The 20,422-nt window shown below is 34.0% G+C and carries 19 protein-coding genes; 8 read left to right on the top strand and 11 right to left on the bottom strand.

Features of this window, described 5'->3' with window-relative positions; genetic code table 11:
- The first annotated feature begins 18 nt into the window (after positions 1–18).
- The 4 genes from fdhD to GYM75_RS03460 all read left to right on the top strand — a co-directional run bounded on the left by fdhD (position 19) and on the right by GYM75_RS03460 (position 4,272).
- Positions 19–828 (top strand): formate dehydrogenase accessory sulfurtransferase FdhD, encoded by an 810-nt coding sequence (gene fdhD, locus GYM75_RS03475; RefSeq protein ID WP_220216780.1) that lies wholly within the window; start codon positions 19–21, stop codon positions 826–828.
- 238 nt (positions 829–1,066) lie between these two features.
- Positions 1,067–1,885, top strand: a complete 819-nt coding sequence (locus GYM75_RS03470) for a purine-nucleoside phosphorylase (RefSeq protein ID WP_220216779.1) — start codon at positions 1,067–1,069, stop codon at positions 1,883–1,885.
- A 59-nt stretch (positions 1,886–1,944) separates the two neighbouring features.
- Positions 1,945–3,186: a nucleoside permease gene (locus GYM75_RS03465; protein WP_220216778.1), complete on the top strand. Its 1,242-nt coding sequence runs from the start codon at positions 1,945–1,947 to the stop codon at positions 3,184–3,186.
- Positions 3,187–3,366: 180 nt separating this feature from the next.
- A complete protein-coding gene (locus GYM75_RS03460) occupies positions 3,367–4,272 on the top strand; it encodes a DMT family transporter (RefSeq protein ID WP_220216777.1) in 906 nt (301 codons plus the stop codon).
- Positions 4,273–4,759: 487 nt separating this feature from the next.
- On the opposite strand, the gene GYM75_RS03455 is transcribed toward GYM75_RS03460, so the two are convergent.
- Together GYM75_RS03455 and dsdC are read right to left on the bottom strand one after the other, a co-directional pair.
- Positions 4,760–5,305 (bottom strand): hypothetical protein, encoded by a 546-nt coding sequence (locus GYM75_RS03455; protein ID WP_220216776.1) that lies wholly within the window; start codon positions 5,303–5,305, stop codon positions 4,760–4,762.
- Between the two features lie 102 nt (positions 5,306–5,407).
- Complete coding sequence (gene dsdC / locus GYM75_RS03450) at positions 5,408–6,343, bottom strand: DNA-binding transcriptional regulator DsdC (protein WP_220216775.1); 936 nt, start codon at positions 6,341–6,343, stop codon at positions 5,408–5,410.
- A gap of 702 nt (positions 6,344–7,045) precedes the next feature.
- On the opposite strand from dsdC, the gene GYM75_RS03445 reads away from it, so the two are divergent.
- A complete protein-coding gene (locus tag GYM75_RS03445) occupies positions 7,046–7,477 on the top strand; it encodes a hypothetical protein (RefSeq protein WP_220216774.1) in 432 nt (143 codons plus the stop codon).
- A 388-nt stretch (positions 7,478–7,865) separates the two neighbouring features.
- Positions 7,866–8,345: a hypothetical protein gene (locus GYM75_RS03440; protein WP_220216773.1), complete on the top strand. Its 480-nt coding sequence runs from the start codon at positions 7,866–7,868 to the stop codon at positions 8,343–8,345.
- 110 nt (positions 8,346–8,455) lie between these two features.
- Here the strand turns inward: GYM75_RS03440 and amtB are convergent, their stop codons facing one another.
- The 9 genes from amtB to GYM75_RS03395 form a co-directional block, all read right to left on the bottom strand.
- On the bottom strand, positions 8,456–9,736 hold the full coding sequence (gene amtB / locus GYM75_RS03435) for an ammonium transporter AmtB (protein WP_220216772.1): 1,281 nt from the start codon (positions 9,734–9,736) through the stop codon (positions 8,456–8,458).
- Positions 9,737–9,750: 14 nt separating this feature from the next.
- The gene (glnK, locus tag GYM75_RS03430) at positions 9,751–10,089 is read right to left on the bottom strand and encodes a P-II family nitrogen regulator (RefSeq protein ID WP_220216771.1); all 339 of its coding nucleotides are present in this window, start codon (positions 10,087–10,089) and stop codon (positions 9,751–9,753) included.
- Positions 10,090–10,352: 263 nt separating this feature from the next.
- Positions 10,353–11,846 (bottom strand): dGTPase, encoded by a 1,494-nt coding sequence (gene dgt, locus GYM75_RS03425; RefSeq protein WP_363317410.1) that lies wholly within the window; start codon positions 11,844–11,846, stop codon positions 10,353–10,355.
- An 18-nt stretch (positions 11,847–11,864) separates the two neighbouring features.
- Positions 11,865–12,929 (bottom strand): 5-(carboxyamino)imidazole ribonucleotide synthase, encoded by a 1,065-nt coding sequence (gene purK, locus GYM75_RS03420; RefSeq protein ID WP_370632156.1) that lies wholly within the window; start codon positions 12,927–12,929, stop codon positions 11,865–11,867.
- 7 nt (positions 12,930–12,936) lie between these two features.
- Entirely contained in the window at positions 12,937–13,437 is a 501-nt protein-coding gene (purE, locus tag GYM75_RS03415; protein ID WP_220216768.1) for a 5-(carboxyamino)imidazole ribonucleotide mutase, read from the bottom strand.
- Positions 13,438–13,580: 143 nt separating this feature from the next.
- Positions 13,581–13,931, bottom strand: a complete 351-nt coding sequence (locus GYM75_RS03410; protein WP_220217278.1) for a RidA family protein — start codon at positions 13,929–13,931, stop codon at positions 13,581–13,583.
- A 25-nt stretch (positions 13,932–13,956) separates the two neighbouring features.
- Positions 13,957–15,960: an excinuclease ABC subunit UvrB gene (gene uvrB, locus GYM75_RS03405; protein WP_220216767.1), complete on the bottom strand. Its 2,004-nt coding sequence runs from the start codon at positions 15,958–15,960 to the stop codon at positions 13,957–13,959.
- Positions 15,961–16,355: 395 nt separating this feature from the next.
- A complete protein-coding gene (gene modF / locus GYM75_RS03400) occupies positions 16,356–17,828 on the bottom strand; it encodes a molybdate ABC transporter ATP-binding protein ModF (RefSeq protein WP_370632139.1) in 1,473 nt (490 codons plus the stop codon).
- A 10-nt stretch (positions 17,829–17,838) separates the two neighbouring features.
- Positions 17,839–18,846: a TOBE domain-containing protein gene (locus tag GYM75_RS03395; protein ID WP_220216765.1), complete on the bottom strand. Its 1,008-nt coding sequence runs from the start codon at positions 18,844–18,846 to the stop codon at positions 17,839–17,841.
- A gap of 105 nt (positions 18,847–18,951) precedes the next feature.
- On the opposite strand from GYM75_RS03395, the gene modA reads away from it, so the two are divergent.
- Positions 18,952–19,716 carry a molybdate ABC transporter substrate-binding protein gene (gene modA / locus GYM75_RS03390; RefSeq protein WP_220216764.1) on the top strand — a complete coding sequence of 255 codons (765 nt, stop codon included), beginning with the start codon at positions 18,952–18,954 and terminating at the stop codon, positions 19,714–19,716.
- A 12-nt stretch (positions 19,717–19,728) separates the two neighbouring features.
- Positions 19,729–20,418, top strand: a complete 690-nt coding sequence (gene modB, locus GYM75_RS03385; protein WP_220216763.1) for a molybdate ABC transporter permease subunit — start codon at positions 19,729–19,731, stop codon at positions 20,416–20,418.
- Positions 20,419–20,422: the final 4 nt, after the last annotated feature.

Here is a 20,422-nt window from a genome sequence, read left to right as displayed (position 1 = left end):
GATAGCCAGAGAAAGTCTATGACAATTGGTTTAGAAAATATTACGGTTAAAAAATTTAACAGTAATCAATCAATCCATTCAGAACATGATGTTTTAGCTATAGAAACCCCCATTGCTTTGGTTTACAACGGTATATCACATGTTGTTATGATGGCAACTCCTAAAGATCTAGACTATTTTGCTATCGGTTTTTCATTAACAGAAGGTATTATTCAATCCATCGATGAAATCTACAATATTGAAATTATCAAAGTAATTAATGGTTATGAAGTTCATATTGAACTCTCATCACGACGTTTTTTTGAGCTTAAACAAAAACGCCGAAACCTTAACGGTCGAACAGGTTGCGGTATCTGTGGTACTGAACAGATAGACCAAGTTTGCACCTTGTTGCCTATTTTATCTTCAAATCATTCCATTAATTTATCCCATTTTAATCAGGTATTGTCGGCATTAAAACGTGTCCAACCCGTTGGTGAACAAACGGGGTGTACCCATGCTGCAATCTTGCTTGATTTACAAGGTAATTTTATTGCTGGCTTCGAAGATATAGGACGACACGTTGCACTGGACAAACTATTAGGTTTTCGAGCTAAACAACTCAGGAATAATTCGAATTTTTCTGAAACTATTGTTGTCGTATCAAGCCGAGCCAGCTATGAAATGGTACAAAAAACCATTAATTGTGGAATTGAAATATTAATGGCTGTTTCTGCTGCAACATCGCTGGCTGTAGATATGGCAGTTAAAAGTAATCTAACCTTAATCGGTTTTTTCAAAAATGAAAAAGGGGTGATTTATTCAGGTAGTCATCGTATACGCGAATAAGTAAAAACACGAATTTAAATATGAATTTTATGTGATCTTTTTCTCGTTTTTAAAAAAAGATGATTAATTATTTTTTAAGATATGACATACTACTGCGATTTTAGGGGGCGTGTCATATGTAATAACGCAACCATACATTCTCAAAATGAAATTATGAATAGTACAGTAATCCAGAAAAGACGAATTATCATCAAAATTTATACTCACGAACATCTACAGACAATTGAAGGATACATCCATGCATCAAACATCTGATATTCAACAAGCGGTTAGCTATATTCAACAACAAACCAATAAAAAACCAACTATTGGTATTATATTAGGGTCAGGATTAGGTCCTTTTGCCGATACGCTTGAAGATGCAATCCATATTCCTTATGACACAATACCACATTTTGCAAAATCAGCTGCTGTAGGACACTCTAATGAATTAGTAATTGGTCAAAGCGGCGATAAAACAGTGGTTGCAATGAAAGGACGTTTTCATTACTACGAGGGATTTTCCTTAGATCAAGTCACCTTTCCTGTGCGGGTTATGAAAATGTTGGGCGTTGAAAAACTGATTATCACTAATGCTTGTGGGGCAGTGAATACCAGTTTTAATCCTGGTGATTTGATGCTGATTACTGATCATATTAATTTGACGGCAAATAATCCGTTAATTGGACCGAATAACGACGAGCTAGGCGTACGTTTTTTAGATATCAGTGAACTTTATAATAAACAATTACGTTCAACCGTTTTAGAGGTTGCTAAAGAACTCAATATTACCTTACGCCAAGGTGTTTATGCTTGGTGGACAGGACCAACTTATGAAACACCAGCCGAAATCAGAATGATCCGCGTATTAGGTGCTGACGCTGTCGGTATGTCAACGGTTCCTGAAGCGATTATTGCACATCACTCAGGGATTAAAACGATAGGTATATCCTGTTTAACTAATATGGCTTGTGGTATTTTGGATCAGCCGCTTGGACATGAAGAAGTGATTGAGACAGCAGAACGTGTAAAATCAACTTTTTTACAATTAATTAGTAAGACTATAGCCCGTTTTTAATTAACTTTGTTATTGTTGTGATGTTGTATTAAGGGTTTACTTTATATCAGGTATCAGTAATGAACATAAGCAATAGATTGAAAATAATGATGTTTTTCCAATATTTTATTTGGGGAAGCTGGCTAGTAACTTTTGGTTCGTATATGAGTAACACGTTACACTTTACTGGAGCCGAAATTGGATTTGTATTTAGTTCAAAAGGACTTGCAGCATTAATAATGCCATGTATTATTGGCATTATTGCCGATAAATTTTTGCAACCTAAATACTTATATATGCTATGCCATTCAATCTGTGCGGTTGTACTTTTTTATGCGGCATCAATCACACATTCTACTCCCCTATTTTGGGTCATGTTAGCTAATGCTTTTGCATTTATGCCGACAATTGCATTATCTAATTCGATTAGTTATCACTGTTTAGATAATAATAATATTGATTCAATGAAAGCATTTCCCAAAATTAGGGTATTTGGTACTGTAGGCTTTATTATTGCAATGTGGATAATTAGTCTACTAAAATTAGAACAGAGTCATGCCCAACTTTATGTCGCTAGCATCGCATCAATTATACTCGTCATTTACAGTATAACGTTACCCCAAATTACTATCGATAAAATGCTAAAACAATCATGGCATTCTCGATTAGGATTAGACGCATTTATACTTTTCAAAAAACCAACAATGGCAGTGTTTTTTTTATTCGCAATGTTAATTGGCGCTATTTTACAAATCACTAATACTTTTGGTACGACTTTTTTACGTGATTTTAATAAAATCCCTGAATTTAAAGATAGCTTAATTTCGCAATATCCTGCTATTTTATCTTCTGTATCACAGATGGCTGAGGTTGCATTTATCCTAACTATCCCATTTTTCCTCAAAAAATTAGGGATTAAAAAAGTGATAATGATAAGCCTTATAGCTTGGACTTTAAGATTTGGTCTGTTTGCATTTGGTGATCCAACACCTCTTGGTTTTGTTTTATTAATGCTATCAATGATAGTTTATGGTTGTGCATTTGACTTCTTCAATATATCCGGTTCAATATTTATTGAAAAAGAAGTCAAATCAAGTATACGTGCAAGCGCACAAGGTCTATTTATGACCATGGTAAATGGGGTTGGTGCTTACTTAGGTTCAATATTAAGTGGATTTGTAGTTGATATGTTTACTCATAACGGAGTTAAAGATTGGCAAATGATATGGCTAATTTTTGCATCTTATGCATTAATATTAGCTATCCTATTTTATTATAGTTTTAACTATCACCATATAAGCAATAAACAAATTAAGCAGTAGCTTAATCATTTAATATAATGGATTATAAAAAAATGTTTATTATCTAAATCAAATCAATTCGTATTCATTATCATAATTAATTTAATGAACAGAATGAAACACAGGGTTGTCTGACCCTGTGTATTTTAGTCTGTCGATAATTATCGACAAAATTGTTGTTAAAAGTTTTGAGATATAACTATGAAAGAAAAATTTTTAGGCGGTTTTTTAGTGTTTTTAGGCGCATGTAGCTTTGGGGTACTTTCCTCTATTGTAAAAACTTCTTATAAAGCTGGATATACATTAGGCGAAATTACAGGTGTACAATGTTTTTTGGGTATGCTTATTTTATGGGGAATCCATATCATTGTTAGATTCCTTAAGAAATCCAAAAACTCATCAACTAAAAAACATCAATCAACAAAAAAATGGAAAGTATGTATTGTTGGTGTCTTTCCCGGTTTAGTCGGTATTTGTTACTATCAGTGCGTTCAATTAGTTCCGGCATCTATTGCTATCATTTTACTAATGCAATATTTATGGATCAGCATTATTATTGATTTTGCTATATTTAAAAATCGTCCTAGTTCTATTCAAATTGTAACAGTTGGCATTATTATCGTAGGGAGTTGCTTAGCAGCAGGCATTCTTAATGAAACGTTTCGTTTAAATTTGGCAGGATGTTTTTTCGGCTTATTAGCAGCATTGATGTATTCATTATTCATTACAACGAGCAGTAATATTGGCAACGATTTACCAACATTGGAAAAAAGTGCTCTAATGATCACAGGTGCTTGCATTGTTACATTCTTAATTTTTCCACCGTTATTCTTTTTCAAACTTAATCTTTTAGATCCTCTTTATCAGTTAGGCTTTTTACTGGCATTATTAGGCACTGTTTTACCGCCTTTCTTATTTTCCGTAGGTATGCCCAAAATAGGCATTTCATTAAGTGCTATACTTTCAGCCGCAGAACTTCCAGTTGCGGTAACATGTTCCTATTTTTATTTAAAAGAATCCGTTTTGTTAATGCAATGGATTGGAGTGATTATTATTCTTTCAGCTATTACACTATTAAATTTTAAAAATTTAAAAAAAGGCGCATGATAACGCCTTTTTTTAAGAGTTATCCACACATATTCTTTTAACTAAATATCGACTTAAGATGCAAGACACAACTAAATAACTACATATAATACATCCTAAGATTATTGCATTCAAATTTTCAAAATTGATACTCTTATAGGACGCTCTTAATTTATTTTTTAATATAATTTCATAAATGCAAATAGGTAAAACACCACATAAAAAGCTTGAAATTGTTACACAAAGAAGCATACTTATAATTAATTTTTTAATGTTTATTAATGAATCAATACTTGAAAAAGTTTTATATACGGAAAAATAGGTAACTAGGTATTGTATTAAGATCGTTAAGAGTGAGCCAAAAATATTTATAAACAATAATTGATAATTTTTGTGAGGAAAAATATCTAGTAATGACTGAAAATTGTTTATAATGACAAACATTGCACTTGGAATGATCATGAGAACAGAATAGTTGAAACAATTTATTTTATTTTTTTCTAAAAGATCAGCTTGAAAAGTCTGTCTTAGGTTTAGATTTTTTTTTTGCAAAAACATAAAAAACCAAATTTATAAAAAATATAATTGCTGTAAATATGTTAATAGAACTGATTAAACGTATAAACCATCTAAAAAAATCACCTAAACCTATAGTTCTATACTTATCAAATATAAATGAAAAATTATGGATGATAAAATCATCACATTTAATTTTCAGTTCATATAACAAATTTATTAATTTATGTGATGTCCCAAATAAAACAGTCGCAATTATAAGAACTCGCCACAAATCTCGACGTAGTAGATGTAAACGATAAGTTTGACAACACAAAATTGCGGTGACAAAAAATAAAATATAAAAACCAAAATTAAAATAAAAACAAAATATAAAATAATTAAAACTGTCTTTTATATATTGAAAATAAGAATCTATAGTTCCTTCAGGATTAGTGAAGAAAGATACAGAAATGGGTACAAAAAAGTCTAGTAAAATTAAGAAAACAATAAATATTAATGGTAATTTAATTATAGATTGGCTTTGATTGGCGTTCATTATATTCCTTTATCCTAAAAATCCTTTTTTAAAAAGAATACTCATAACGACTATCGAAATCAATAGAAATTTTTGAAATTTATATTCAAATCATTGGTTACATTAAATATGGCGTTTAAGCCATTGGATAAAGATATCTGCTTTAGGGTTATACTTGGTTTGTGGTTTCAGTATATAGTACCTTTGTTTACATAAAAACTCCATTTGTGGAAATGGCATGATAAGTTCCTGTGTTTCTAAATATTTAGTAATTAATTGTTTTCTACCCATTGCAACTCCAGCATGATTAATCGCTGCCAATACAGCTAAATCAGAACGATCAAATATCATTTTCCGCATATCGTTAAAATCAAATGATAATGAAAAATTATTCGCCCATGTTTTCCACTCTTCTAACATTGAGTCATGCCCCCATGCTTGGCTATCGTGCAATATAGTACAGTTATTTAATTTCTCAACATTATCATATAAGTCTTGTTTCAGTGCATAAGCGTGACTACAAACCGGAACGATTGACTCATTCATTAAATGATCATAAACGATTTCCTCATAGCGTAAAGCATCAAAATAGATGGCCAAATCAATACGATGGCGATTGAAGTTACTTACTTCATTTCCAGATAAAATATTTAAACTAATATATGGGTATTGGCGATTAAATTCCGATAATTTAGGTATTAACCAACACTGAGTAAATGAAGGTTTTGCATAAATCGTTAATGTCCCTGCTGCTTCTTGATTCGTTATCCCCAAAATTTCTTGATTTAAATTACGTAGTGAGTTTTTTACAGCACTAAATAAATTTTTTCCGTTATAGGTCAACTCAATACGTCTATGAAATCGTTGGAATAACTTAAATCCAAGTTCATCTTCTAATTTATTGATTTGATGGCTAACGGCACTAGGACTAATACAAAGTTCCTCAGCAGCTAAAGCAAAAGAAAGATGTCTTGCTACCGACTCAAAGGTATGTAATTTTGCCAATTGGTAACGATTGATAATACGATTTTGAGTTAAATAATTATTTTCATCATACATCTGTAACTTCTCCTGTACTTCGTTTTTTAAAACTTTTACTAGCAGTTTTAGGGCCACATCTTTACATTTACAAACATTCATGTCGGGTAGAATTAGAAGAAAGTAGTAATGTTGGCTTTAAATTACTTTTTGGGATGAATTTAATTCATGTTAAGTTGTTTATTTATCATTTGTCAAATAATAATCAAAAACATCTAATAATAACAATGTTTAACCGCTTTGAAATTGGACAATATGAATTTGCTAACACTGATTTTATTACTATTAATCATTGAGTTATTCTTATTTGTTTATATCAATTTCAAACGTTATTTTTTCATCTATTATTCTATAAGTAAATGGATAAGATTAGTAATATCAAATAATTTTTATGCAAATATAGCTAGAATTATAACCAATGCTAATTGTGTTGAAGTAATCAATACCATAACCATTAGAACAATAGAAATTATAATGAATCGGTTTTTAAATTTTCCTTTTAATATCAATATCAAGACTAAAATTAATATTTTTTTTAAAAAGCTATATTGCAGTCAGTTCTTTTATTTTCACCAAATTATTTTTATGCATTATTAGAAGTCATTGTTTCTTAATACACTGAAATATATGAATATAATATTTAAGAAGCGTTTAATAATGAGTTATTTGCTCTTGTTTCTACATGAAATGTTTTTTTATTAAAAATGATACAAGGAACAAAATATGATATTTACAGGCCTTGAAAATTTGTTACAACACCACCATATAAGTATTATCCAAAAAAATTTGGGTAAAATGAATTGGTTTGAAATTAATGTAATAACAGTCGAAGAAGAACTAAATATTACATTAGTAGTAAATAAATTAAGCGTAATGGATTTTGATCACAGATTAGTAAGATGTATTCCTTATCAATATAAATCATTTCCGGAAGCGGCTGTAACAAAAGGAATTATTAAGCCACATGATATTATCAAATCGAAATTAATAATACCCCTTGAAAATTGTTATCAATATAACATGTTGAGTCGTTTATTACTCAAAAATCTAGTCATTTTTAATGGGGCACTCAGAAATTTAAAATATTTTATAATGATATTATTAATTAGTTTTAGCTTTTACCAAGCTAAAAATTATCATTTTATTGATAAATAATTTGTTTATTTATCATTGAAAATCCAGATTTACTATCTCATTAGAAGTAATTTAGTCAATTTGACTTTTATTATTTAGCATTGATTTTTATTTAATTTTAATTATAGCTACTTAATTAAAGCTATTAAGAAGGAGGCGTTAAAAGTGTAAGCGCAAGCTTACAGAAAATTGAGCAAAAAATTATTGTTTTGTCATTTGAATTATCAAACTTAAATAGCATTTAAACAATTTGTTATGAAGGAAAAACTAACAAAAATTTGGAAATTTAGTTATTTAATACTGTTGTAATACCTTAAAAAAGTATTCACAGAAAACAAGTAACAATCGTTTTTTTCATTGTCCGATACATTGTTATATTATTGTCCTGAAATAGAAAGGAAGTTATAGAATGAAGACACATAAAAAACCATTATTTACATTAGTACAAAGCAGTGAGTCAGTAACTAAACAAAACACTTTAAGCTATTTAGATTCTAAATTAAATTATCCGGATTGCGTTGATGACATTATTGCACTACGTATCAAGGAGCTTAAATTACATCATACAGAGTATAAAGAAAAAGAGTATAACGAAAAAAATACTTTTCGTAACAATAAAGAGTTTTCATTTATATTTGGCGAAGTATTTGAATCAGAACATCATGAAAAACAAATCGGTATGCTAAAAGATGAGATAGCTTTGGCTAAAGAGTCCAATAAAGTAAAGGAATTACTTGGTACTCGATTAAAAGAAATGGCTAAAGTATACCCAGATGTTGAACTTGATCTAAGTGATGTTGATGTGATCCCAACACAAATAAAAGAACATTTGTTTGCTCCACCTTTAATCTTAACTGAAGATAATGCCATTATGCTTTGGGATGATTAAAAAACTGTTTTAACAATAATTAATAATACGTATAATAAATTACAGGGTACCAACCCTGTAATTTATTTAATAAGTTAGTTTGTTAGGATAAATATAAAGAATAATTAAAATTAACTGTTAAAGGCACTTTCGCCATGGCTATTGATATCCAATCCTTCCCGCTCATGCTCTTCTGATACGCGTAATCCAACCGACAAATCGGCAATTTTATAGGCAACGAATGCGATAATAGCTGTCCAAACAACACAGGTAATCACACTCAAAAATTGGATTCCTAGTTGGCTTAGCATATTCATGCCTTGAGCATAACCAATACCGCCTAACGATTCTGCTGTAAATATGCCAGTTAGCAGACAACCTACAATACCACAGACGCCATGTACCCCAAATACATCACAGGTGTCATCAATTTTTAACATTTTTTTAAGAGAAGATACGCCCCAAACACCGGCAAAACCACAAATCAAACCAATTAACATTGCGCCACCAACGCCGACAAATCCTGCGGCTGGCGTTATGCCAACTAATCCAGCAATGATCCCTGAAGCAGCGCCTAAACATGATGGTTTACCTCGCAACACCCATTCGGCAATTGTCCACGCTAAAACGGCCGCTGCCGTTGCTGCAACCGTATTAATAAAAGCTAGACTGGCAATCTCATCTGCTTGTGTTGCCGATCCCGCATTAAAACCAAACCAGCCAATATAAAGAATTGCTGCCCCTAAGTACACATAAGGTAAATTGAAAGGTTTTAAGGGCTCACGATTATAACCGATACGATTTTTGAGCAGATAGGCGCCAATTAATCCGGCAACTGATGCATTAATATGAACCACCGTACCACCAGCAAAATCTAATGACCCTTCATCGCCTAATATCCCCCCGCCCCAAACCATATGAGCCATCGGTATATAGGCGAATGTAAACCAAATTACCATAAAAATTAATACTGCTGAAAATCGAATACGTTCCGCAAAAGCCCCCAGTATTAAACAGCAGGTAATACAGGCAAAAGAGCCTTGAAAAGCGATCCAAATCAACTCATAAATCGTTCCCGACAAGTCCGTTATCTTCACACCAATCAATAAAAAATGATCGAAATTACCAAAAAACCAATTTCCTTGACCAAAGGATAAGGTATAGCCATACGTTATCCAAAGTACGGTGATTAATGAAAAGGTAACCAATACTTGTGACAACATGGATAACACGTTTTTAGAACGTAATAATCCACCATAAAAGAGTGCGATACCCGGTACAGACATAAATAGTACCAGTGCAGTACAAGTCATCATAAAACCATTATCTGCTTTATCAGCAATAGGAACTTCATTAGCCAATACTGAACCAGAAACCAATAATCCAAACACTAAAATTACTTTTTTCAACATAATATTATCCCTATTTATAGTGCTAATTCATCGGTTTCACCCGTTCGGATCCGAACAACGTGCATCAATGGCGTAACAAAAATTTTTCCATCACCGATTTTGCCGGTATAAGCCGCCTGACAAATTGTGGTAATAGCTTCGTCGAGCTGATCGTCACTGATCGCTAACTCTATTTTTACTTTAGGTAAAAAATTAACAGTGTATTCTGCACCTCGATAAAGTTCGGCATGACCTTTTTGCCGCCCAAACCCTTTTACTTCTGTAACAGTTAATCCAGTGATACCAATATTTGAAAGTGATTCTCTGACCTCTTCTAATTTGAAAGGTTTAATCACAACAGTCACTAATTTCATCTGTGTAACTCCTCATCTTTTACTATGGGTAATCAACATAATGCAAAGGTTATGCCAGCTTTGATTAAGATTAATTTGTTGTGATTTTAGATAAGCAATGATGAAGCGTTATCATGCAGGTATAAAAACATGAATTGAATATCAAATGATTGAGCTGATAAGCTCAAATTGGTTATCAAGAAAATTTGACTTGATAGCGTTTGATGCACTAATCTGGTGCTATTGCGTTTTTGTAGTGCCTCTTAATCTATTCATTAATTTGATTAGAAGGTCACCATTAACTTGCGGTATTCATCATAAGCAAAGTGATCAGTCATGCCACTAATATAATCTTGCAACAAACGACAACGATAATAGAACTCCCAACTTTGAAAAGTGTCTTTCGTTTCATCTTTATTCTTAATAGCTTGTTGATAAGCATCCCGATGTTTAGCGGAAAGTTTATGATAAAGCCGTGTTTCAATCGGGTATTCTTTGTGATTATCGTCTTTTACTAATTTTAAAAAATCATGGGTTGGCATATCGAGTAAAGGACTATAGATATCTAACAATCCACTGATAATTCGGTGACCTTGTAATTCAATATTTTCAACAGATTCATGATTAAAAACATATTTAACTCCAACCGTTTTAAAGATATTTAATAATTTATATTCAGCCCCGTTACCTTCCAAGAGCGCATTATTAAATGAACCATGGTATATCTCCTCGATATTTTCAATAAAACGCTCAGCAGCATGAGGGACAAGTTTTGTGATAGTGTTAACACGTAAATACATGAAAAATTGCCCAATAGCTATCGCATTAAATTGATTTTGTCTTAGATTTTCATATGAACGCTCGACAACTTTATCAAAAAGATCACCAGGTTTGGTTGGCCCCCAAGCGTCCTTTAAATATTCATAAAGTTGTTGTACAGAAAATAATTTTTTTTCTACCGCATCTTCAAGATCGGCAATACAGTAAGAGATATCATCTGCTGCTTCCATAATATAAGTGAGTGGATAACGGTGAAAAGGTTCAATATCAAGTTGTTCAGATAACTCTTTGATAAAAGGCTCTTCAGATAAGTAATATCCCGGTTTTTTCATCAAATAGGAGAATTTAACAGGAACTTCACGCAACCAATAGGCTGGTTTGGAATATTTTAATATTGATGCAATTTGCGAATAGGTGAGATTTAATCGCAAAATGGTATGAACTAATCGTATGGCTTGTGCATTACCTTCAAAATTGCATAAGTCTTGACGGATTTTACTTTTTAACTCCTGAAGCTCAGTATTATCCGTTTTTTGTATTTCAAGCACAGGATAATAAGATGATGCATGAATTTTTAATCGTGAGCCAAACCATTGGTTAATTGCTTTTTCACCAAAGTGTCCGAAAGGAGGATTACCAATATCATGCATTAAACAAGCCATTTCAACCAAACTTTCAATCGGCATAATAACTTGTTCTAATCCCAATTGTGCCAGTTTTCCGGCGTTGCTAAGACGATGAATGATCTCTTTAACAATATAACGCCCTACCTGTTGTACTTCCATGGAGTGGGTTAATCGTGTTCTGACAACTGAATTACGCTCTAATGGAAAAACTTGTGTTTTTTGCTGTAAACGGCGAATCGCAGCAGAGTTAAGGATCCTTCCTCGATCGCTTTCGAAACAACGAATTATTGAGTAGAGATTGGTTATCTTTTCTCGGGTTTTGCTTGCGCTACGTTGATAGTTAATTTTTTTATTAAAGTCGATCATACTCAATCCCTTGTATTCATATTATTATAGTTTCTGTTCTGCCCATTCAATAGCCGATTGATATTCTATAGGTAAAAACGATATCAAATTAGTTAATGTTTGCTTTAATTTATCTGGATTATCATGCGTTAAATTGATATGCCCTACTTTACGCCCAACTCGAACTTCTTTTTCGTACCAATGCAGATGCACTAAATCTATCGATAACCATTTTTTATTGAGTTCTGTACCGATTAAATTCACCATAATTGAAGGGGTAAAGACATCTGGCTTAGGTAGTGGCAATCCTAATAAAGCCCTTAAATGCAGTTCAAATTGACTAATTGAAGCACCATTTTGTGTCCAATGCCCACTATTATGCACACGAGGCGCCAGTTCGTTAATGAGCAAATCATTACCCATCACAAAACACTCCATCGCCATGACACCCACATAATTTAGTTTATCCATAATAGCCGATAACATGTGTTCAGCTTTTGACTGTAATGTTTTGTATTCATCGGGTAAGACAACACTCATTTTTAGAATACCGTCTTGATGTAAATTGTTAGTCAATGGATAAAAAACTTTGTCCCCATTAGCATTACGAGCCCCAATTAGTGAAACTTCTTTTTCAAATTTAATGGTTTGCTCAACGATCGCATGTCCATAAACTTCATCGGGTATATTGACGTTATTTTCATCGTTAATCCGCCATTGACCACGACCGTCATATCCGCCTGTTCGACGTTTGACAATCAAACGTTGTCCTAACTGAGCAAACAGATTTGTCCACTGTTGTTGATGTTCAAGTGAGTGCCATTTCGCCGTTGGTAGACCAAGTCCATCGAGTAACTGTTTTTGCGTTAAACGATCGGCAATAATAGGGAATACATGGCGATTAACAAAATGAGGGTGATTAGCTAAAAGCTTGGTAAAAGGCGTATCAGGCCAACGTTCAATTTCAGCAGTAATCACCGACTGTTGATAAGGAATTGAATCGGGTTCAACATCTATGCCAACAGGATAGACTTTTATCCCTAAAGGCTCACCCGCTTGTCTTAACATTCGTCCTAATTGCCCGTTACCAAGTACACATACCGTTTTCATTGTCATGTTAATCTTCAACTCGCGGATCGGGATGATTAAGGACATCATCCGTTTGGCTTAATCGCCAAAGGGATAATCGTTGGAAAATATCGGCATCATGCAGGGCAAGAATTTGCGCAGCAAGTAAAGCGGCATTTGCTGCCCCAGCTTTACCAATCGCTAGCGTACCAACAGGAATGCCTTTAGGCATTTGCACAATTGAATAAAGACTATCTACCCCACTTAAAGCCGCGGTTTGAACGGGTACACCCAGCACAGGGACAAGTGTTTTAGCCGCTAACATACCCGGTAAGTGAGCTGCACCGCCAGCACCAGCAATAATCACATCAATGCCCTTTTGCTTAGCGTCCTGAGCAAATTGAAACAGTTTATCTGGAGTACGATGAGCAGAAACGACTTCAACATGATAAGGAATACTGAGTGTATCAAGCACATCAGCAGCATGTTGCATCGTTGCCCAATCACTTTTGGAGCCCATAACAATAGCAATTTTAGGTTGAATACGCATAGAAAATTGTATGAATATTTAAAAGATTAAGTAGATAAAGTATACACTAAAATTTTATGAATGGGGATAAAAAGGATCGTTAAGGATATACACCATGCCACCCTTGCCTACATAACAAAGGTAGCATGTGCATCAATTTGAATTTACGCTTTAACCGCAGCAATAACTTTTATTTCAACCAGATACGCTTCCACCATCAGCGCACAATGTACCGTACAACGAACGGGTGCACTGCCATTTGCTACCCATTCATCCCATGCTTTATTCATTGCGGTAAAATCACTTTTGTTGGCAAGAAAAATGGTGACATCTAAAAGCTGTGTTTTATCACTATTTGCTCTGGCTAACATATTATCTATTTCAGCCAGTGCACTTTTAGTTTGTGCATAAGCATCATTGATTAAATTAGTCGGTACACTGGTATAATAAATTACATCATTGTGTATTACCGCTTCAGACCAACGTTCTGCTGGATCAATTCGTGTTATTGTCATCATTTATTCCTTATAAGATGATTAATTAAGAAACCTTAATAAAATCTGCACGTAATTTTTTTATTTCATCACGCAACACACCTGCTTTTTCAAATTCAAGATTTTGTGCTGCTTCATACATCATTGCTTCAAGCTCTTTCACTCTGGCTTGAACCTCTTTAACAGAGACATAATGATACGGTTTACCCGGTTCAAAAGCTTGGACTTTCGCCGTTGATTTTTTAGTGCTTAATCCTGCTTCTAAAATATCTTTAATCTCTTTACGTACTGATTTAGGTGTAATGCCATGTGCCGTATTAAAATCTTCCTGTTTTTTTCGACGTCGAGCGGTTTCATCAATGGTTTTTTGCATTGCTGGCGTAATTTTATCAGCATACAAAATCGCTTTACCATTTACATTACGCGCTGCACGTCCAACTGTCTGAATTAAAGAACTTTCAGAACGTAAAAAACCCTCTCGGTCAGCATCTAAAATCGCAATAAGCGAGACTTCAGGAATATCTAATCCCTCACGTAATAAGTTAATTCCAACAAGCACATCTACCTTGCCTAACCGTAAATCCCGAATAATCTCCATACGTTCAACCGTATTAATATCAGAATGCAAATACTTCACTTTCACATTATGCTCCGATAAATAATCGGTTAGATTTTCTGCCATTTTTTTGGTTAAGGTGGTAACTAATACGCGCTCTTCATTTTGCATGCGGATTTTAATTTCAGAAAGCAAGTCATCAACTTGCGTTGCCACCGGTCTTATTTCAATAATAGGATCTAGCAAGCCTGTTGGTCTAACCACTTGTTCGATGATTTCACCACCCGATTTTTCGATTTCATATTTTGCCGGTGTTGCCGATACATAAATTGTTTGCGGCATAATATTTTCAAATTCAGAAAATTTCAATGGACGGTTGTCCAACGCTGACGGCAAACGAAAACCATATTCAACCAAATTAAGTTTACGTGAACGGTCGCCATTATACATTGCACCTAGTTGTGGAATAGCAACATGGGATTCATCAATAAACAATAATCCATCAGCCGGTAGATAATCAAATAACGTTGCCGGTGGATCGCCCGGTTTGCGTTGTGATAAAAACCGAGAATAGTTTTCGATACCCGAGCAATAGCCTAATTCGGTCATCATCTCAATATCAAATAACGTACGTTGCGTTAAACGTTGTTCTTCTAACAGCCGTTGATTATCAAGTAATACTTTCTGACGCTCTTTAAGTTCAAGCTTAATTTGAGCAATCGCATTTTCCATAATGTTTCTTGGTGTAACATAGTGCGTTTTTGGATAAATTGTAATACGTGATACCTCATTAACGCTATTACCTGTCAATGGGTCAAATAATGTGATTCGATCGACTTCATCATCAAATAATTCTACCCGTACCGCAAGTTCATCCGAATCAGCCGGAAAAATATCGATGACATCACCACGAACTCGAAAAGTACCACGACTAAATCCAAGGTCATTACGCGTATATTGTAATTCAGCCAAACGAGTTAATATCGAGCGCTGATCGGTAATCGTACCTTTAGTTAAATGCAGAATCATTGACATATAAGTTTCTGGCGCACCTAAGCCATAAATCGCCGAAACCGAAGCGACAATGACGACATCACGGCGTTCCAATAAAGATTTTGTTGCCGAAAGTCGCATTTGTTCGATATGTTCATTAATCGATGCATCTTTTTCAATAAATGTATCGGTTGAAGGTACATAAGATTCTGGCTGGTAATAATCATAGTAAGAAACAAAGTACTCAACAGCATTTTCAGGAAAAAAAGCTTTCATCTCGCCATATAACTGTGCAGCAAGTGTTTTATTTGGCGCTAAAATAATCGTTGGGCGATTATGTTTAGCAATGACATTTGCCATCGTAAACGTTTTACCTGAGCCAGTCACGCCTAATAATGTTTGATGTGCTATTCCGTCATCAAGATTTTGATTAATCCTTTTAATCGCTTCTGGCTGGTCGCCGGCAGGTTTAAAATCGGAACACAATTTGAATTTTTTCATTACGTCGTAACCTAAAATTTTACCTATTAATAAAAATTATCCCCAAAAGGGCTTGACCTTTTAAAATGTTATATTTTTTGTTCAGTTATCATAAATTCAATTAATCACCGCTTACCAATGACAACTTGATTTATGCTAACTTATTGATATTATTAAATTCATTCCATTACGCTTACAATCTAAACAGTTCAATACAAAACCTTATAGAAACTGAGTTTTTTACTGTTTTGAATAAACTATTCACAGAGTTATCCACAGGGTTGGGGGATAACTCCATAAGTATAGTCTTTTTAAAATTTTTTCAAATTTCAACAAAAAATTTAGGGATTAAATCGCCTTTATTTAATTGTTTTTTTCTATTTTTAAACTATTTTTAATAGTAAAAAACTAACAACCTAATGAATCTCTTCAACCTTATATTGATAGTTAACATCAGTTGTAGGCACAAAAGTTAATCGATGAGTGATGCATTTAGGTGCATCTTCAGCATGATGAGACACAAATAACAATTGTGTACGCCCATCAACAATTAAACAATCAATCCAACGTTTGACTAATTCTCGATTCAAATAATCTAATCCTTGTAAGGGTTCATCCAATATTAATAATGTAGGATGTTTAACCAACGCTCTGGCAATCAAAACTAAGCGCTGTTGCCCCCAAGAAAGCGATTGAAACGGGTTATTAGCCTGAGAATGTAAACCAAGTAGTTGTAGCCATTTATCCGCTAACTTATTTTGTTTATCACTCGCTGTTCGATAAACCCCAACAGAATCAAAATAACCGGACAAAAGAACATTTTTAACGCTGGTACTCACTCGATAGTCTAAATGGAAGCTACTACTAACATAGCCTATATGACGTTTTATATCCCAAATGGTTTCACCAGAGCCACGTTTACGCCCAAAGAGTGTCAAATCATTACTGTAACCTTGAGGATGATCGCCTGTGATTAAACTTAATAATGTCGATTTTCCAGCACCATTAGGCCCGATAATTTGCCAATTTTGATTCGCTTTAACCTGCCAAGTTAATCCATTAATCACCGCTTTATCGTCATAATAAACATATCCGTTATTTAAAATGATACGATCTAAGTGATCGGCAAGTTCAATAGGTGATTCATCTGCTTCAGGTAATGATATTTCAGGTAGATTTTCCAAATTAACCAGCTGCTGGATTGTTTCATCCTTTAATATTGTATCTTTTTCACCCATTTTCAAGAGTTGACAATCGGCTAATAGCCCAATATTTTCAATAAATCGGGGAATATCATTAAATCGATTTAAAACCAATATGATAGTGATTCCTTGTTTAACCAACCCCTCAAGGATTTGAGATAAGTTTTCACGTGATTGCACATCTAATCCGTCAAAGGGTTCATCTAAAATCAGTAAATCAGGTTTTACCATTAACGTTCGACAAATAAATGCTTTGCGGGTTTCACCGGTTGACAGATATTTAAATCGTCGGCTTAAAAGTTCGCGAATACCAAATTGTTGCGCTAATTGCTGACACAAAGATTCATTGGCATGGGCTTGTTGAATAATTTGCGAAGTCGTTAATCCAGTATCGTGCTCACCTTCACTTAACATATCAGTATTGTTTCGCTTCCATTCGTCATCAATCAATTTTTGCAGTTGCTCAAACGAAATATGGGCAATGGATTTAAATTGGTTAACAATTATACCAGCTAATAGGGGTAACTCTCCAGCAATAGCTTTCACAAAAACAGATTTACCGCTGCCGTTACGACCAATACACGCTAAACTACTGCCTGAGTTTAGCGTCAAAGAGTCAATATTAAATACACGATAATCACTAATCTTATAAATCGCATTTTCGATTCGTAACATGGATACCTCCATTTATACAATATTATATTAAGGTGGCGACAATAATCTGCTGTGGATCAATAGACAGCATAATTTGCTTGTCTTGGGCTATTGCCAATTTTTCTATTTCTTGGGTTAGTTTGGTTGCATAAATGGCAAGCCCTGAAGGCAATAATAATTGAATTTCACTCCAATATTCATCACTTTTAATTTGTACAACCTTTGCTGATAAACAGTTTTCATTGAGATGATTAAATTCAATTGAAGGGGCTTTAATGAGTAATATTACAGTTTTATTTAGACTCAATTTTAATCGTTGCACGCTTGATTGAGTCATGTTAACTTTCAATTCAGTTTGATTATCGCTTAATAGAACGGTGACATACCCAGCGACCTCATTAATCTCTAATTGCTTAACACTTCCATATAATTGATTACGTGCACTGGTCTGCAAAGATAACTTTGCTGTCGTTTTTAAAATATCATCGAGTGGAACTTTATCATCACTCAATATATTAAAAGCATTTTGCTGTAATTGCGTTAGCAACTCATAAAGCTGAATAAATCTTACTGCATAAGGACTAAGCTTTGTTCCACCACCCTTCTTACCACCGATTGAGGTAATAAAAAAAGGAGTCGGGGCTAACGCATTCATTTCATTAATAGCATCCCATGCAGTTTTGTAACTCATGCCGACTTGTTTTGCAGCCTGACTTAATGAGCCTGTTTGCTCAATCGCTTTAAGTAAGGCTATTCGACGAGGATCGACAAACCGGTGTTGATTCAGATTTAATGTCAGTAAAATTTCAGGAGAAAACATGATTCCAGCCATTATTACGCTTATTTCAAAGCGACCATTCACCAAAAGATTTCTATTATTGTAAACGCTTTTTAGCCATCCACCAAAAAATGAATCGATCTTACTAATTGATTGATTAGCAATAAAATGACTTAGCAATTTCCCTATACCGTTAAACACGCTTTCGATTGTCGAATCAATCCTAAATATCAAAAAGTTTAATTGTACTTTATTAACGAATTTTGATAGCATCGCTATATAACATTTTATATAACGATTAGCTATCTGTTATGACAAGTTTAGTTAAACCAATATGATAGGTCATATTAAAACAACCTATATCGAGCGAGGAAGAGGATGAACAAATACATAAAAACATTGTTAGCCGTAACACTGTTGACAGCAACCACCCTATTTAGCGTTTCTGTTTCAGCCATTGAGAAGATAACTGTTTTTGCTGCGGCTTCACTGACGAACGTTATGCAAGATATTGCAAATGAATATCAAACCGATCATAAAAATGTTGAAATTGTGTTTTCATTTGCCTCATCATCCGTGTTAGCCAAACAGATTGAACAAGGTGCACCGGCTGATATTTTTATGTCTGCCGATCAAAAATGGATGACTTATTTGATTGATCATCATCTTGTAAATCATAAAGATAACTTACTCAAAAATGCTTTGGTACTTATTGCACCAAAACAGTCCTCGATTGATAAAGTTGAGATTAATTCTACAACGAATTGGAATGCTATTTTGCCTAAAAATGAAAAACTGGCTATTGGTGATCCTGATCATGTGCCAGCAGGACTTTATGCTAAAGAGTCATTAACAAATTTAGGGGTATATGATCAATTAGCCCCTCAGTTTGCACCGGCAAGTAATGTTCGTGATGCTTTAATGTTAGTTGAACGAAACGAAGCCGTACTTGGGATTGTCTACAGCACAGATGCTAAAGTAAGTAATAAAGTGAAAATAGTAGGGACGTTTCCTGCCAATACATTTACCTCGATTGAGTACCCTATCGCTTTATTGAAACCTGAAGCACAAGATTTCTATCAATATTTACAATCATCCAATGCTAAAATAATTTTTGAAAAATATGGATTTATCACGCAATAATACATTATCACTATGCTACTAACAGACTTTGAATGGCAAACCTTGTTGCTAAGTTTAAAAATTGCAGGCGTAGCCATTGCTTGCAGTTTACCCATCGGTATTTTCACCGCATGGATTTTGGCTCGATGCCAATTTTGGGGAAAATCTTGTTTGGATAGTTTTGTTCATCTTCCTTTAGTTTTGCCACCTGTAGTGTTGGGATATTTGTTACTGTTGACCATGGGCAAACAGGGAATAATCGGTAAATGGCTTTATCGTTATTTAGATATTAGTTTTAGTTTTAATTGGCAAGGTGCCGCGTTAGCTTCAGCCGTTGTTGCTTTTCCCTTAATGGTACGTTCAATTCGCTTGGCGATAGAATCGATTGATTACCGCCTTGAACAAGTCGCTCGCACGTTAGGTGCAAAACCGTTACGAGTGTTTATAACCATAACATTGCCATTAGCCTTTCCCGGTATTTTAATGGGCATAATTCTTGGTTTTGCTCGCTGTTTAGGTGAATTTGGTGCAACGATTACCTTTGTTTCAAATATACAGGGTGAAACCCGCACTTTGCCTTTAGCCATGTATACTTTATTGCAAATACCAAATGGTGAATTCGCCGCTTTTCGACTTTGCATTATATCCATTATCTTATCGTTAGTGGCGTTATTCTTATCTGAAATGTTAAACCGCTGGCATAAAAAGAAGATAGCAGGCTAATAAA

It is taken from the genome of Gilliamella sp. ESL0441, assembly GCF_019469185.1.
In the GTDB taxonomy this organism is placed as follows: domain Bacteria; phylum Pseudomonadota; class Gammaproteobacteria; order Enterobacterales; family Orbaceae; genus Gilliamella.
This window is presented reverse-complemented; position numbering and strand designations above follow the sequence as displayed.